Origin of the sequence: Halobacillus litoralis (genome assembly GCF_009856355.1) — a bacterium.
In the GTDB taxonomy this organism is placed as follows: Bacteria; Bacillota; Bacilli; order Bacillales; family Halobacillaceae; genus Halobacillus; species Halobacillus litoralis_B.
Map to the genome: position 1 here is coordinate 75,090 of NZ_WMEW01000007.1, position 15,167 is coordinate 90,256.

At 46.4% G+C, this 15,167-nt stretch carries 14 protein-coding genes and 1 other RNA gene; 8 read left to right on the plus strand and 7 right to left on the minus strand.

Annotation, left to right across the window (positions count from 1 at the left end; all coding sequences use genetic code 11):
* The first annotated feature begins 14 nt into the window (after window positions 1-14).
* The 3 genes from ssrA to GLV97_RS11450 all read left to right on the plus strand — a co-directional run bounded on the left by ssrA (window position 15) and on the right by GLV97_RS11450 (window position 1,938).
* Window positions 15-376: a transfer-messenger RNA gene (gene ssrA / locus GLV97_RS11440) on the plus strand.
* A gap of 492 nt (window positions 377-868) precedes the next feature.
* The gene (locus GLV97_RS11445) at window positions 869-1,300 is read left to right on the plus strand and encodes a DUF5392 family protein (RefSeq protein ID WP_160838386.1); all 432 of its coding nucleotides are present in this window, start codon (window positions 869-871) and stop codon (window positions 1,298-1,300) included.
* The gene (locus tag GLV97_RS11450; RefSeq protein WP_160838388.1) at window positions 1,297-1,938 is read left to right on the plus strand and encodes a GTP pyrophosphokinase; all 642 of its coding nucleotides are present in this window, start codon (window positions 1,297-1,299) and stop codon (window positions 1,936-1,938) included. The genes GLV97_RS11445 and GLV97_RS11450 overlap by 4 nt, the downstream gene beginning before the upstream one ends.
* Window positions 1,939-2,157: 219 nt before the next feature.
* On the opposite strand, the gene GLV97_RS11455 is transcribed toward GLV97_RS11450, so the two are convergent.
* Window positions 2,158-3,003, minus strand: a complete 846-nt coding sequence (locus GLV97_RS11455) for a TetR/AcrR family transcriptional regulator (protein WP_160838390.1) — start codon at window positions 3,001-3,003, stop codon at window positions 2,158-2,160.
* A gap of 109 nt (window positions 3,004-3,112) precedes the next feature.
* On the opposite strand from GLV97_RS11455, the gene GLV97_RS11460 reads away from it, so the two are divergent.
* Window positions 3,113-6,262, plus strand: coding sequence for an efflux RND transporter permease subunit (locus GLV97_RS11460; protein WP_160889708.1), 3,150 nt, complete (start codon window positions 3,113-3,115; stop codon window positions 6,260-6,262).
* A 613-nt stretch (window positions 6,263-6,875) separates the two neighbouring features.
* Here GLV97_RS11460 and GLV97_RS11465 read toward each other — a convergent pair.
* Complete coding sequence (locus GLV97_RS11465) at window positions 6,876-7,814, minus strand: arginine deiminase family protein (protein WP_160889749.1); 939 nt, start codon at window positions 7,812-7,814, stop codon at window positions 6,876-6,878.
* Between the two features lie 126 nt (window positions 7,815-7,940).
* On the opposite strand from GLV97_RS11465, the gene GLV97_RS11470 reads away from it, so the two are divergent.
* Window positions 7,941-9,260 (plus strand): amino acid permease, encoded by a 1,320-nt coding sequence (locus GLV97_RS11470; protein WP_337194099.1) that lies wholly within the window; start codon window positions 7,941-7,943, stop codon window positions 9,258-9,260.
* Here the strand turns inward: GLV97_RS11470 and GLV97_RS11475 are convergent.
* From GLV97_RS11475 to GLV97_RS11485, 3 genes are all read right to left on the minus strand, one after another.
* Window positions 9,249-9,995, minus strand: a complete 747-nt coding sequence (locus tag GLV97_RS11475) for a YqcI/YcgG family protein (protein ID WP_160889709.1) — start codon at window positions 9,993-9,995, stop codon at window positions 9,249-9,251. The two genes, GLV97_RS11470 and GLV97_RS11475, sit on opposite strands and share 12 nt — an antisense overlap.
* A gap of 62 nt (window positions 9,996-10,057) precedes the next feature.
* On the minus strand, window positions 10,058-10,681 hold the full coding sequence (locus GLV97_RS11480) for a LysE family transporter (protein ID WP_160889710.1): 624 nt from the start codon (window positions 10,679-10,681) through the stop codon (window positions 10,058-10,060).
* Between the two features lie 148 nt (window positions 10,682-10,829).
* Entirely contained in the window at window positions 10,830-11,453 is a 624-nt protein-coding gene (locus GLV97_RS11485) for a spore coat protein (protein WP_160842173.1), read from the minus strand.
* Between the two features lie 201 nt (window positions 11,454-11,654).
* On the opposite strand from GLV97_RS11485, the gene GLV97_RS11490 reads away from it, so the two are divergent.
* Both GLV97_RS11490 and GLV97_RS11495 read left to right on the plus strand, forming a co-directional pair.
* Window positions 11,655-12,251: a YpjP family protein gene (locus tag GLV97_RS11490; protein WP_160889711.1), complete on the plus strand. Its 597-nt coding sequence runs from the start codon at window positions 11,655-11,657 to the stop codon at window positions 12,249-12,251.
* A 155-nt stretch (window positions 12,252-12,406) separates the two neighbouring features.
* On the plus strand, window positions 12,407-13,384 hold the full coding sequence (locus tag GLV97_RS11495) for a zinc-binding dehydrogenase (protein ID WP_160889712.1): 978 nt from the start codon (window positions 12,407-12,409) through the stop codon (window positions 13,382-13,384).
* Between the two features lie 73 nt (window positions 13,385-13,457).
* On the opposite strand, the gene GLV97_RS20150 is transcribed toward GLV97_RS11495, so the two are convergent.
* Window positions 13,458-13,580: a hypothetical protein gene (locus GLV97_RS20150; RefSeq protein ID WP_272917344.1), complete on the minus strand. Its 123-nt coding sequence runs from the start codon at window positions 13,578-13,580 to the stop codon at window positions 13,458-13,460.
* 126 nt (window positions 13,581-13,706) lie between these two features.
* Window positions 13,707-14,627 (minus strand): UDP-N-acetylmuramate dehydrogenase, encoded by a 921-nt coding sequence (murB, locus tag GLV97_RS11500; RefSeq protein WP_160889713.1) that lies wholly within the window; start codon window positions 14,625-14,627, stop codon window positions 13,707-13,709.
* Between the two features lie 247 nt (window positions 14,628-14,874).
* Here murB and GLV97_RS11505 point away from each other — a divergent pair, with 247 nt between their 5' ends.
* Entirely contained in the window at window positions 14,875-15,033 is a 159-nt protein-coding gene (locus GLV97_RS11505) for a DUF1540 domain-containing protein (protein ID WP_160838406.1), read from the plus strand.
* Window positions 15,034-15,167: the final 134 nt, after the last annotated feature.

Here is a 15,167-nt window from a genome sequence, read left to right on the forward strand (position 1 = left end):
TCTTTAATCCTAACGGGGACGTTACGGATTCGACGGGGATAGGTCGAGCCCGGGTCGCGAGTCGAGCGACGTCTCGTAAACCGTCATTTGCCTAAATATAACTGGCGAATCTAACGAAAACCTAGCTGTAGCTGCGTAAGTAGTCTATAGCTGATCCTTCCCGGCATCGCCCATGTGCTGGATGAAGGGTCTCAAACTGAAGTGGGCTACGCGTTTTTCCACCGCCTGAGGAAAAACGAAGAGACTAAACAGGCTAGCTGCTTGGAAGCCTGTTGGTAGGCTGAAGAGACAGTGAATAACAATATATCAACTACGCTCGTAGAAGCCCGGGTGCCGATATCTCCGGACGTGGGTTCGACTCCCACCGTCTCCACCAATACATATATTGGTGGTTTTTTTATGCCGAATTATCAGTTGTTTCAGCTCCTGCTTTTCCTGCAGCCACTACGGGATGAAGAGGGAGGTCCGGGCGCTTCATTCAATGGTAATGATGATCACTGATCCTAAAACAGCGATTTCGTAAGAGGATGATCGTTTGATTGTTATGCAATCTCTGTTTTTGTATGATTATGCAGCCTTTATAAATAGCGGAATGACCGAATAGTCACGACCTGCATCAGCAGGTCTTTTATATGTACCTGTTGACTACCTGGTCATTTATGTGTATGATAGAGTCAGAATCAAATAACGTCCTTCTAAGGGGAGTAGCTTTTACGGTACTGTCGTCATTACAGAGACTTGTCTCTCGGCCTTACCGGCAGCAGAAGCTGTTAGCAAGACCTTACCACTACGGTACAGGTCCCCCTTTGTCTTAAACGACCTGTATCCTGTACAGGTCGTTTTTTTATTTCTTTAAGGAGAGGATCTTATGAACTTGCAAACTATGAAAGTGTCCATGCCGTCTTATATGGCTGAGGAATTTGAGCAGATGGAAAAAATAACAGGACCAAAAACGAAGAAAATGCGGAGATATTCGCTCCTATCTTTATTTATGCTGCCGATGGCTGTTTTCAATATTGTCAGTCTTGTCTTTTTTTCAGAAACGATGCCCGTGGTACCCGTCCTTTTGTTTAGTGCCGCAGGGGCTGTAGCTCTGGCCCTTCAGAAGGAAGTCAAGGTTCTTCTGAAAGAAGTGCAGGAGCTTATGGTCACGTATATGAAAGAGCGGATGGACAAGGCGGCAGAGATGAATCCGATCCGGCTCAACCGGTTCAAAACAGAACTGGAAGAAAATCCGAACCAATCCGTTAAAGTGTTTGCAGAGTTTCTGGAAGCGGAAAGGAAATGGGGAGAAGAATGAATAAAGAAGCCGTTACAGAAATGACAAAGCTGGAACTGGAAGAATGGAAAGATCTTTTGATTTTGTACAAATTCGGGCTGGATGAAATCAATACGAAGCTGAAAATTCTTAACGAAGAGTTTAAATACATGTATAACCACAACCCAATTGAACATTTAAAATCGAGAGTGAAAGATCCTGCAGGAATCACAGAAAAGTTAAAGAGAAAAGGCTGTGCGGCTACAAAGGAAAATGCCCGGCAATATGTTCAGGATATTGCGGGGATCCGGATCATCAGCTCCTTCGTTTCTGATATCTATAAAATTTATGACATGCTTAACCAACAGGATGACATCCGGGTGATTGAAGTGAAGGACTACATCAAAAAACCGAAACCGAATGGCTACAAGAGTCTCCATCTAATCCTTGAAATCCCTGTGTTTTTGTCCAATCGAACAGAGATGGTCAAAGTAGAGGTCCAAATCCGGACGGTGGCTATGGACTTCTGGGCAGGTATCGAGCATAAGTTGTACTACAAATATGAAAAAAGGGTTCCCGATCACATGGCCGGGGAGCTGTTAAAGGCAGCAGAAACCGTTCACGCCCTTGACGCTAAGATGGGCGTATTAAAAAAAGAAGTGGATCTGCTGGAAGCGTGACACGTTCAGCCAATAAATGAGGTGAGGTGAAAAGATGGACGCGTACACAGGAAGGAAAGAACGAGAAACATTTATCCAACGGCTTAGAAGTCAGGGGGTGAATATCCAGTTTACGTCAAAAAAGAAAAAAGAGCTGAAACCATTCCTTGATCTGGACTTCACAAAATGGAGGAAGGTCTTTCACTAAAAAAACAAGCCGCTTTTACCGGCGGCTTGTTTTTACATATAATGGGCACGGATCTGGGAGGAAAGATCAATATACTCATCGTACCTTTCCAAGTTAAACACCATTCCTTTAATAACCGCTGGTCTCGGAGCTTTGGATGTTAATTCCTGAAGTAAAAGGTCGGCGGTATCCTTTAAATCCACGTCATTTTCCTGGTCATAGATCTCTTGAAGCTGGGTCATGATGTCTTTCATCTGGTTCAGCTGGAAATTTTCCGGAATCACCCGGCTGATCACTTCGTTTGTAATGACAGGGCAGTCATGACCGCTTTTATACCCCTCCATGACAGCATCCATTTTGTTTGCGATCGACTCGGCGACTTTCAACAGACTGAATTCCATATTATCCATAATCATTAAATCTATATAGGTTTTAAACAAGCTCTGAACGGTCAGGCTCGCTTCCCAGGCGAACGGTTCCGCCTCTGATCCATATATCGCAAGGATATGATTACGGTAGAACATGACGGAATGATACCGCATCCGCCTGATTAAATTTTCGATCATGTCATTGAACGGAATGACCTGCTCCCGGATCTGCATAATGATAAATTCCCGATGGTCTGCCACTTCCTCCATGGACACTTTCAATTGATGGATGAATTTTTCCTTTGGCGTCATCGGTGTGGAAGACACTTCATTGATTCTCTTCTGCATCCGTCTCCAGTAATGTTCGAACAACTCGTAAAGAAGATCGTCTTTCGTATCAAAATGAAGGTAAAACGCTCCTTTGGAAATATTGGCAGCTTTCGCAATTTCCTGGACGGATGTGGAGCTGAACCCTTTTTTGGCAAATAATTTTATAGATGTCTCGATAATGTTGAGTTTTTTCTGATCCATATAGATAACACCTTTCAACTAGTATAACGCTTGACTGGTGACTAACCGGTCATGTATATTGTAGAGCGTGATGACCGATTAGTCAATCAGAGGGGAGAGAATATAAAGAATGAAAAAGATCATTGATTTTTCAATGAATAACAAGTTTGCTGTCTGGTTAATGACTATTATTATAACAGCAGCAGGGCTCTATTCAGGATTGAATATGAAATTGGAAACCATTCCTGATATTGACCCGCCGATTATAACCGTTACAACGGTTTACCCCGGAGCAACTCCAGCAGAAGTAGCAGGGGAAGTTTCAGAACCTATAGAACAGCAGGTTCAAAACTTAAGTGGAGTAAAAACGGTAAGTTCGAGTTCTTTCCAGAACGCTTCAAATATCCAGATGGAATACGGATACAGCAAGGATTTAGATGAAGCTGAGGACGAACTGCAGGAAGCGGTGGATTCCGTTACACTTCCTGATGATGTTCAGGAACCCGATGTATCCCGGATCAACTTTAACGCTTTTCCTGTCTTAAGCATGAGCGTTATCAGCGAAGGACAGGGCCTTGAAGAACTGACTGCTGAGGTTGAAGATTCGATCAAACCAGAGCTGGAAGGTCTGGAAGGTGTGGCGGATGTTCAGATATCCGGTCAGCAGGTCCAGGAAGTGCAGATGTCCTTTGATGAGGAAGCACTGGCTGAAAGAGGCATGGATCAACAAACGGTAAAGAATATCATACAGGGGTCGAATGTGACTTTCCCTCTTGGACTTTACACTTTTGACGATACACAGAAGTCGGTCATGATTGACGGCGATGTATCTTCACTTGAAGATTTAAAACAACTTGAAATTCCTGCCGTTCCATCGCAGGGTGATCAGTCCGCTGCTCAAAGTCAGCAGCAGGCGCCAGGCGCAGGCCAGCAGAGCGATGCAGCGGCAGCCCAGCAGGGAGCAGCTGATGCCCAGGCACAGCAGGCTCAGGAGATTCCAACTGTTCAGCTTCAGGACATTGCAGATCTTGAAATTGTCGGACAGACGGAATCGATTTCAAGAACCAATGGAGAAGAATCCATCTCCATTCAAATTATAAAATCACAAGAAGCCAACACTGTGGACGTGGTGAACCTTGTGAAGGAAACAACTTCAGATCTTGAAAGTGATATAGATGGTCTTGAATTCATCTACTCCTTTGACCAGGGAGAGCCGATCGAAGAATCTGTAAGTACGATGCTGAATAAAGCGTTGTTCGGTGGATTATTTGCGATTCTTGTTATTCTGTTGTTCCTTCGTAACTTTAGGACAACATTGATTTCCGTGGTTTCCATACCATTATCGCTTCTGATTGCAATCCTTATTTTGAATCAGATGGGCATTACCTTGAACATTATGACCCTCGGGGCCATGACAGTAGCCATCGGACGGGTAGTCGATGATTCAATCGTTGTCGTTGAGAATATATACAGGCGGATGGCTCTTAAAGATGAGGAACTGGAAGGGAAAGCCCTTGTCCGGGCCGCGACCAAAGAAATGTTTATGCCGATCCTTTCTTCAACCATCGTAACTATTGCGGTTTTCCTTCCATTAGGGTTGGTTGAAGGTGTCGTCGGCCAGGTATTCCTGCCATTCGCACTAACGGTCGTCTTTGCACTTCTGGCTTCCCTTGTCGTGGCCGTTACAATTGTGCCGATGATGTCTCATTCCCTTCTTACGAAGGAAAGAGCTCAAAAGGGACACCAGGAAGGCCCTGGTAAAATTGCGAAATGGTACCGCTCTGTATTAAACAGTGTGTTAAACCATAAGATCATTACTTCCATCGTAGCAGTAGCTGTTCTTGCAGGAAGTATTGCATTAGTTCCTCTTGTAGGGGTGAGTTTCCTTCCTTCAGAAGAGCAGAAGATGGTCATGCCGACATACAGTCCGGCACCGGGCCAGACGATTGAGGATGTTGAAGAAATCGCCTCTGAAGCCTATGAATACTTTGACGGCCGGGACAATGTGCAGACCATTCAATATTCTGTAGGTGGAGAAAACCCGATGAATCCGGGGGCGTCCAATCAGGCGGCTTTCTTCGTTGAATATGACAGCGAAACAGAAAACTTCGAATCAGAAAAAGAACAGGTTCTCGAAGATTTGAAAGCCATGTCGGATGATGGGGAATGGGCCAGCCAGAACTTCTCCTCTACAGGTTCAAGCAATGAAATAGAAGTTCAAGTATTCGGTGACAATACCGATGAAATTAAGCCTTATGTAGAAGAAGTCCAGACACTTCTGGAAGAAGAGGATGAGTTGAAGGACGCTTCTTCCTCCCTTTCTGAGTCTTATGAGGAATACACACTCGTGGCCGACCAGGAAAAAATGAGCCAGCTCGGATTAACCGCTGGTCAACTGGGGATGGAGCTCAGTTCCAATGGGGAACGGACAGAAATCACCACCATCCAGGAAGATGGAGAAGACCTTCAGGTTTACCTGGAAGTCGAAAAAGATAATTACAACAATATTGATGATTTAACTGGTAAAGAAATTGAATCACCACTAGGTACAGCTGTACCGATCAGTGAAGTTGTAGAAGTCGAAGAAGGTACAACTGAAGATACGATCAGCCGCCGGAACGGTCAGGTGTATGCAAGTGTCAGTGCCAAGACGACTACAGATGACATTGGATCTGTATCACAAAGCGTTCAGGAAGAGCTGGATAAGATTGACCATCCGGCCTCCATTGACCTTTCCATCGGTGGCGTAACCGAGGATATTAATGAATCCTTCAGTCAGCTTGGATTAGCGATGCTGGCAGCTATTGCCATCGTGTATGTGGTACTGGTCATCTTCTTTGAAGGTGCGCTCGCACCATTTGCGATTCTGTTCTCTCTTCCATTTACCATTATCGGTGCTGTCGTCGGCTTATTGATTGGCGGAGAAACGTTAAGTATCTCGGCTATGATCGGAGCCTTGATGCTCATTGGTATTGTAGTAACGAACGGGATTGTACTGATCGACCGCGTGATTCAAAGAGAAAAAGAAGGATTCTCTACGCGTGAAGCACTGCTTGATGCGGGAATGACGCGTATTCGTCCGATATTGATGACAGCTCTGGCAACAATTGGAGCACTGCTTCCATTAGCCCTCGGCTTTGAAGGCGGATCCATCATCAGTAAAGGACTCGGAATTACCGTGATCGGCGGTCTTGCAAGCTCCACATTGCTGACGCTGCTGATTGTACCGGTGGTTTACGAAATGCTCAGTAAGGTTGGTAAAAAGAAAAAAGCATCATAATCAAGTAAGACTCCACGGTTTCCGTGGAGTCTTTTGGGCTGTAGAAAAAGCCTGAGATAACCAATTAGAGTTGTCCATTTGTCGGGTGAAGGGTCACTCTCCGCTTATTGGTGGATGAATGCCGCGGGCACGCCCTCAGCTAACTTGGTCAGGAAGACCGCCTGCCCAAGTGGATCTTCGGCCCGTGCTGTTCCCGCAGGCATCACCACCAAACGCTCCTCGTGCCGACGTTGGAATATATAGAAGAGAGAGTGTGCCCTGGTCAGGTTCGCAGATTCAAAAGAACGGCCTTGGCTGCGCTGATGAAGGCTGCCTGCGGGAATATGAAAAAGATTACCCTCCATCTAGCAAGGGTGAGCTGGGTGAAGGAGGGGCTTTTTCGATTTTAAAGAATTCCCAAAGAGCGGTGCCCCTCCCACTCCTGCGGAAGAACGAGTGGGCCGAGATCGCCGAGCGTGGGTTTTGTGAGGAAGCTCGGGCGCTCGTCCGCGGAAAGGGAAGGGGCTTACGCTCCTGGTGGTAAGAAAGAGAAAAGCTTGTAGAGAAACAGGGGCTTCTCTACAAGCTGTAAGACTCCACGGTTTCCGTGGAGTCTTTTTTTTAGGTGGAGCCGTCACCTTCGTTCTACCGGGAGGGTCATGCAGCGGATGCCGCCTCCGCCATTTTCCAGCTCATCCACATCGACGCGGATGATGTTTTTCTTCTTTAATTTCTCATGGTGAAGGACTTTTTTATGGGCTTTCGTGCTCACCAGGAGGGTTTCAGGGTTTACATTCAGGAAGTTAATATCGGCAACGGTGTGATGGATCTCATCTGTCCAGAAAATATCGTATCCATGACGGGTAATGAAATCGTCCATCATCATATATGTGCTCTCTTTGGCTGTGAAAACTTGAACTGGAAAATACTTCATATAACTTTTCGCAATAAGCAGATCAGGTGCTGCCACATTGCAGTTCATATCCATGTGCATCGTATCCCCGCGTCTGGGAAGATCGATCACCCCGACTTCTGTAACTCCTTCTTCCCAAAGCTGTGGAAGCAGCTTCTGGACACTTTCAAAGCTGGTTCGAAGGCCGGTGTTGATGAACACGGCATCTTTACGGAGAACGAGGACATCACCGAATTCCAGCGCATTGACCGGGTTGTTGGCCTGAATGGAAAAACGGTCTTTCGGAAACCAGTCTCTAAAAAGGGTGTGGGCATGGAGGTATTCGGGCCTTCTCATGGATATGCCGGCTTCACCAGGAACCACGAGCGTGCCGATAACACAGGCGAGGTCCCGGACGAAGACGCGGTTGATCAATCGGGAGTGAAAAGACTGGGTATGATCGGGCAGGTGGCTGGCATAATCAATGACCTCTACGCCTTCTTCAGCCATGGCATCTGTCATTTCCTGAAAAGCTGCAGCTGTTTTCTCAGGGTTCACAGGCTTTTCCCATTGAACATCATCGGCAGCTGCCTGATTGGGAATTGCAGAGGTGGAGGGAGAACACATAATCACTTTTTTCAATTCATCATATTCATTACAACAATAAGGGTGTATAAGCATCCAAGTCACGTTCCTTCCTCGTTCATTCCCCTTTACGTTTTCCGAAACGATGAAATACATTCCAGGAACGATTTACATAAAACTGCCGCTTCACATCAAACTAGACAAGAAGGAGGGAAAGCGGCTGTGAAAAAGGAAAATTCCCAGGGAACACTAACGTGGTGGCAGATGTCGTTTATAGGAATTGGATGCATCATTGGAACCGGCTTTTTTCTAGGATCGAGCATAGCCATTACCAAAGCAGGACCAGCGGTTATCTTCGTTTACCTTGCCGCCGGTACAGGGACATATATTGTCTTTCGCTGCCTTGCTGCATTAACAGCCGCACATCCGGAAAAAGGATCATTTCGTACGTATGCCAAGCAGGCTTTCGGAGCGTGGGCGGGGTTCAGCAACGGGTGGGTGTACTGGACGTGTGAAATGTTAATTATGGGCAGTCAGCTTACGGCGCTGGCCATTTTTGCTCAATTCTGGTTTCCGAAGCTTCCATTATGGGTGTTTGCTCTTATTTTCGCTCTTTTAGGTCTCCTTGTTCTCTGGCTTGGTGTCCGCAAAGTAGAGCAGATGGAAAACGTATTCGGTATCATCAAAATATCGGCTATTCTTATGTTTGTTATCATTGCAGCTTTAGCTTTGACAGGGGTGATCGACCGCTCGAGTGGTTCCTCCGATCCCACAGGTATTTTCCGGGGGTTCTTTGAAAATGGATGGTCAGGCTTGTGGGTAGCGCTGCTTTATGCGTTTTACGCCTTTGGGGGGATTGAAGTGATGGGATTGATGGCAGGAGAGTTGAAAGATCCAAAAGATGCCCCTAAATCAGGGACGTTGATGCTTATCGTATTGACGCTGTTGTATATGGCTGCTTTTTATTTTGTCGTCTCGTTGACATCTATTGAAAAAATAACTACCGACGAAAGCCCGTTCTTAACTGCGCTTACTGACTATCCGCTTCCCTGGGTGCCGCATATCTTCAATGCTGTCCTGATCATCGCCGGCTTTTCAACGATGGCTGCTTCGCTGTACGCGGTCACAACAATGGTGATGACGTTGAGTGAGGGAGGAGACGCGCCCGGCCTCTTCAGTCAGAAAGAAGAAGGAAAGGTATCCAAACCGGCTTTCCTTCTCACGATTTTTGTCGTTGTATTGTCCATTGTCCTGGCTGTTCTCCTGCCGGACCGCCTGTTCGAATATGTCACGACAGCAGCGGGGTTGATGCTTTTATATAACTGGGCGTTTATCCTGCTTTCCTATCGTAAACTCATGGGGAAAGGGTTCAGGGATGGATTATTAGTGACCGCTGGACTGCTCTTTTTAGGTCTTGCCATCAGTGGAACGCTTCTTGATTCGATGACAAGGATCGGCTTTTTCGTGAGTCTCGCTTTTTTAGTAGTCATTGCTCTTGCAACATGGGTGAAAATGAAAAAAGCCCCTGGGTCAGGGGCGTAGACTCCTGGATTTAGCCAGAAATGGACATTCAGGTAAAGAGGAGTCATCATCACGTAGAAAATACTGTTCCCATTCATGGTTATCCTGCTGGCCGTACCATTTTAAGGATGGATGGACGGGAAGGTCATCGTAGTCAGCGAGTCGTTTTCGGATGACGTTTTTGAGCCTTCGTCCGTAGGTCGTCGAATCATTGATATCTTCAAACACCCACCTGGGTTGAAAAGCAAGCAGCATGGAAGGAAAACTCCGGCTGTTTCTTTTTATATGAGCGGGTGTGGCACAAAAGGCGAAATAAGGTTCTCCATCAAAGCAGAATTCCCAGGAAGGGTCTTCGGGGTCCTGGGAAATATCCCCGGGCCAGTCCGTTTCATCCAGAGCGTGGGTCTGATTAAGCAGGGACCAGAATAGCTGCTCGTAGTCCTTGATGGTGAGCGGGTCTTTCAATAATGAAGCTGTGTCACAGAAAACAACCAGTGACGTATACCTGCCGGCTTCTCTGGAAACTTTACCGTACTCTTTTAAAAGTGCAGCCAGCTGTTTGGGAGCGGAAGAACACCGGGGGTCTTCCAGAAAACCGAAACGAAGCATCCCGTTCGTGTACCCCTGGATACCAGGCACGCAGGGATAGGCATGCTCTCTGCTCGTCATCATGTCTCCAAAAGCTGTATAGGCAAGCTCCTGCCACTTTTCCAGTGAGGTCTTCGGGTTTTCTATCTCTTCTTTTGTGTGTAGCATCAAGATCTCCCTCCTGTAATTACATCCATATCCTATGGAGGGAAGGGAGGTTGGGTGACTGTCTAACCCATAATCATTCGAACCGCCTGAACACCGAAGTAGAGACCGAAACCGATTAAAATGATTCCTGACAAAATAGAAATGGAAGAGAGGAGGCGTCCCGTCAGCCACTTTCTGGCTCCTGAGGCAGCGCCCGCCATTGTAATGTCCCAGATCATAATGCCGATAAAGATGCCCCCGCTGTAAAGAAGAAGCTGGGCCTGCTCATACTGTGAAGAGATTTCTCCAAGAATGGATCCGTAAATGCCGATCCAGAATAAAATATTCAGCGGATTGGATAAAGCCATAAAAAAGCCGGTCCGAAACGATTTCCCTTTGGAGCCTTTGGAAGAATCCGATCTTTGAGTTTCCACATTGCCCGCCCGGGCGATGCTTTCGACACCTGTGTATATCAGAACGAAAGCACCGAATGACCATAAAAAGGTTTTGATGAGCGGGATTTGTATGTAGTCAGCCAGACCAAAATAAATGAGCAGCATGAACAGTCCGTCCGCAGCCATAGCCCCCACCCCGACAAGCCAGGCATGAAAGAAGCCGTAGCGGATCCCTTTATCTAACTGCGCTGCATTGATTGGACCGACGGGGGCGGATAACGACAGGCCGAGTAAAATATAACTGAAAAGCATAAGCGCCTCCTTGTATGTAATGCTTGTCTCTATACTACATAAATATGAAGAATAAGGAAGGATATTGCATGCAGATTAATGGATTCAGGGAAACTCATCATTGATAAAAAAAGGACAGATGACCGCAACGGCCGCCTGCCCTTTTTTGTTAATGAGGAGTATTGCCATTTGGTACCGTTGTGTAGCTTTGCAGCATCAGATTCATATCCTGCTGCTGAAGCTGAGGCACCTGGTAATACCCGTGTTTATTTTGGTAAAGGAAGATCTCGTAGCTCATCTCAATAAAGTTCGGGACACTGTCTGCAATAACGCGGCGCAGGACAGGGTTGGTCATTTCAAGAGCGGTCATCGACAGAAGCGTAGCAAGCCCCTTTGTCTGTCCCAGCATATAGGCAGACAAACCTTTGTCGGCCAGTTCGCTGACGGATTGGTTCGGTTTTTTAGGCTGTCCGGGCTTCACACCGTAAACGACTTCATTGCTCTGCTGCATTTTATACTGCTGCGTCGCCTGTGCAGGGTCCTGTCCACTGCTGAAACTCTGGACAATTGTATTATACATCTGCGTGACAAAAGCGTGTTGGCGCTGTTGAATGGATTGAAGCTCAGGATCCTGGATGTGCTGACTGTACATTTGATACTGATCCAGCATATTGATGAGGCTTGCAATGACCTCATGCGCATCGAAAAGTTCATGCCCCCCGTGATTCGGATTCATTTGAGTCGGGGGCATCTGTGCACCTTGTGGTTGATTCATGGGTTGATTCTGTTTCATCCTTATTCCTCCTCTAAGCGTCCTACACCTTAAGGATGCCCGGATCTTTCCTCCTCATGTATTTCAAAAGATGGAATGAAACACGGGGGTGGCTTCTATCTTTCCTCATTACTTTTTTATTACGTGAGGCAGGCGGACGTGGATTCTTAACGAAATCGTGATACAATTAAAGGAAGAATAAAAAAAAGGGAGACCGTCGGAATGAAGCCACTCATGAGAAGGATATTTGTCGTACTTATTTCTGTATTAACGCTCGGTCTGTACATCCCGCCGGCCCATGTTGATACAGAAGCCGCTGAAAAGAAGGAAATCACTGACGCCGGCCACCTGAATGAACCATCAGTAGTGGAGGATGACCAGCAGATGCTTCCGGACGTTCTCACAGAAGACAGGGATGAAGATCCCTTCCGTTCCATAACGGAGGAAGCTTTTGCCCGTACAGAAGCCAAAATGGGTCCGAGAATTATGGAAAAAGTGGACGATGAGTTGTCGGAAGTGATTTTTCCTGAAATGGAAAAAGTCATGGTCGATCTCTTATCCAACACGGATGAAGAGCACGTTCCCTACATGAAAATCACAGAAGATCCTGCCCCTGGCTATGGGGAGAGAATGTTCAACTTATATAATGGACATACCGATGAAGAAATCGCCCGCTTCCATGTGCGGAGAGATAAACGTCCCGGGGAAGGGTACTGGTTTAATTTCCATTACCATTTAAAAGAAGATGCCTATGCGAAACACCATGAGATTGGGGAGATATACTGGGAGAAGAACACACCTCCGAAGTGGATGTCCTGAACAGAAGACAGTCGATAAGACTGTCTTTTTTTGTTGTCCGGTTTTACATAGTTACTAAGTGGTAAGTATGTTACTAAAAAGTACCTTCTTGTCACAGGAGTTTTCTCTTATTAATATGGACAATAAAGATTTGGATAAAAAAGGAGAAGGATATCATGAAAGCACTGCTTTTACATGAAAAGCGTGATTGGCGGGAAATGCAGGTAGAAGAGATTGAAAAACCAACCGCAGGAAACGGGGAAATTGTCGTTGAAGTCCATGCGGCAGGATTGAATCCTGTGGATTACAAAACTGCAGGTAATGGGAATCCCAGCTGGGAGTACCCTCATATCCTTGGTCTTGATGTAGCCGGGGTTGTTACAGAAACCGCTTCGGATGTCTCTTCGTTTAAGTTAGGAGATCGTGTCGTTTACCACGGGGACTTAACTAAGAAAGGTGGATTTGCAGAATATGCAGTCATTCCGGCTCATACAGCATCAAAAATCCCTGACGAAGTAAGCTTTACCGAAGCGGCGGCTCTTCCTACGGCGGGATATACAGCCTATCAAGCGATTCACCGTAAGCTTCCGCTGGATCAGGTTCAGACCATCCTTATTCACGCCGGTGCCGGCGGGGTAGGCGGATTTGGAATCCAGCTGGCTAAAGCAGCCGGGAAAACGGTCTTAACGACAGCTTCTTCTTCCAACCACGATTATGTTTTGTCCCTTGGAGCGGACTATGCGATCGATTACCGCAATGAAGACGTGTATGAAAAAGTGATGGAGATTACAGATGGTCGAGGGGTTGATGCTGTCGTCGATGCGGTGAGCAGCGAAAATGCAACCGCCTCTCTCGATTATACCGCGTTTATGGGGCACTTGGTATACATCGCGGGAGCTCCTGATTTTAAAAAGGTCCAACCCTTCACAACGGTCGTCTCTTATCATGAAATTGCTCTGGCGGCCGCTCATAGAGCAGATTTCCAGTCCCAGAAAGATCTTGCCGTTATCGGAGATGATCTGCTGAAATTGGTGAAGGAAGGGAACGTCTCTCCGCTTGTGGAGGAAACGATTGCGCTTAAAGACGTACCTGATGCTCTCATTCGTCTATCTGAACGGCATGTGAAAGGCAAGATTGTAGCTGAATTGAAGTAACAGAAAGCCTGCACGGGTTCTGAAGGCCATCGAAAAACGCCTTCCTATCAAGAGAAATGGCTAAAGGGGGTTTTTAATTCTCCCGATTCGCTTGTCGATGGATGCCTGCCGCGGGCGCGGCCTCAGCTGACGTGGTCAATAAGATCATTTGACCAAGTGGATCTTCGGCTCGCGCTCTTCCCGCAGGCGTCATCATCGAACGCTCATCGTGGAATCAACGGTGTCCCATGCCTCTTCACGTGTAAAAAAATCCAGTTTCCAGTGAAGAACACCGTAAAAGAAAAACGAAAAAGGCTGCGCCGTTGAATGCGCAGCCTTTTTGTTATTCTTTATCTTCACCGATGATACGGACCTCACGCTCAAGGTCTACACCAAACTTCTCCTTAACAGTTTTCTGCACATGCTCGATCAGCGAGATGTAGTCAGTAGTCGAGGCATTATCCTTGTTCACGATAAATCCGGCGTGTTTCGTGGAAACTTCCGCTCCACCGATGTTCGTTCCCTGAAGGTTGCTGTCTTGAATCAGTTTCCCTGCGAAATAACCAGGCGGTCGTTTGAATACACTGCCGCAGGATGGATATTCAAGCGGCTGTTTGGATTCTCTTTTAAACGTCAGGTCATCCATCATTTCTTTAATCTCTTCACGGGTGCCAGGGGTCAGGCGGAAACACGCCTCCACAACAATGTCGCCCCGATCAGGGATATTACTGGTACGGTAATCAAGGTCGAGCTCGGAAGCCATGCGTTTTACGAGTCTGCCTTCCTTGTCGACGACATACGCATGATCAAGAACATCTTTGATTTCTCCGCCATAGGCTCCAGCATTCATGTACAATGCGCCTCCTACGGTGCCGGGAATACCGCAGGCAAACTCAAGACCGGCTAAATGTTTTTCAAGAGCAAAGCGGGAGGCGTCAATGATTCGGGCTCCACTTTGGGCTGTCACCATTTCTTCATCGGCATGGATAGCATTCAAATGCTTTAAATTAATGACTATTCCACGGATTCCGCCATCTTTAATAATGAGGTTGGAGCCGTTCCCCAGCAGCGTAAACGGGATTTCATCCTCATTGGACAGCTTGACGACATTTTGAATTTCTTCGTAAGACGTCGGCGTGATAAAGAAGTCCGCGTTTCCGCCCAGTTTTGTATAAAGGTGATCTTTTAAAGGTTCATCCACCTTTACGTTTTCCTCTTTGACAAGGTTCAACAGTTTATTATAAATCATTTGTTTTTTTTCCATAAACATCCGTCCTATTTTTTGGTTTCCTCTAAGCAGTTTCGTACATTCCATGTAGGTTAGACCGGCTTGTTTGTAACAGTTTATGACACGGACACCGGTATAGTGCGTTTCTCACTCTTCACAGTCACGTTTATTATTTTATCACAAAACCAACGGAACATTGAGTAGGAAATTCCGCATAGAGTCGATGGTTACAGGATAAAGGGCAGGCTTTTGTGAAAACTAAAGTCTATAGGAGGTGTAGGTAATGGCACTTGATGTCCGTTGTGAGGTTAAAAACTGTGTCTACAACAAAAATGGCTCTGCCTGTGGCGCTGATGAAATTTTCGTCGTGAGTCATAAGGGAACAAAAGCTTCGAACAGTGAAGAAACCGACTGTAAAACGTTTAAACCGGCAAATGTGTAACTTCCTATAGAACCAGGCCTGTGATCCTGCAGGCCTTTTTTTCTTATTTTTCCCGATAAGAAAGCGCTTAAATTAAACGGAAGGTTCATTATATTCAGAAAAGTCATTGCCAAGAGCCCCTCTTGTTAGTATCA